We start from the raw sequence: 654 nt of genomic DNA, 5'->3' as shown, positions 1-654 counted from the left end.
TTTTTCGTATTACCGCACTAAATCCCCCACCACATGCGACTCTTTCTCGCCCCGATTCATGGTTAGGAAACTCAAAATGGGGCGATTGAGTTTCCTAACCATGAACCATATATTAGTGCTAAATAGTGAGCTGCTGACCGAATGTGCGGCAACCGCCCCATGAAAAAAAATCCTTCGCCCCATGATGCCACTTTCCGGCAATTTCTGACGCAACCTGAGATACCCCGCGACTTCATGGACATCCATCTGCCGGCCATAAATCGCTGCCACTGGTCATACCGGTACTTTCTATACCGGCAAACGCAGCCCATACCCGTACCCGACCAACTGGCTACAGGAGTTTGATGATCCGGCGCTGGCCGGGAAACTGTACACCGGCGATTTTCCGCTGGTTGATGTGACGGTCATTCCCGACGAAGAGATTATGGGCCACCGCAGCATGTCCGCCCTGACCCTGCGGCAGAAACATATCCGTCAGCGCGATCTGCGCCAGCATCTTGACTACCTCTTTCGCTCCTGCAGCGGCAAGCTGGCCGCTCAGTCCGTCCTGTTCCGGCTCACCTACGCCTCTGAAACCCTGAAAGACCAGGGCTGGGACAATTATGTGCTGGACGCGAAAGAGTGGAAGTCCGGCGTCGTGCCGACACCGTCACA

General features: G+C 54.9%; 2 pseudogenes. Both read left to right on the top strand.

The window, feature by feature from the left end:
* Window positions 1-141 precede the first annotated feature (141 nt).
* A pseudogene (locus AC4PR2_RS29490) lies at window positions 142-219 on the top strand (hypothetical protein); the annotation flags it as partial.
* Window positions 220-239: 20 nt separating this feature from the next.
* Window positions 240-511: pseudogene (locus AC4PR2_RS29485) on the top strand (Rpn family recombination-promoting nuclease/putative transposase); the annotation flags it as partial.
* Between the last annotated feature and the right edge of the window lie 143 nt (window positions 512-654).

This window comes from Serratia sp. A07, assembly GCF_058725505.1.
Note: the sequence above shows the minus strand (reverse complement) of the source record. Positions and strands in the feature narration are given on the sequence as shown.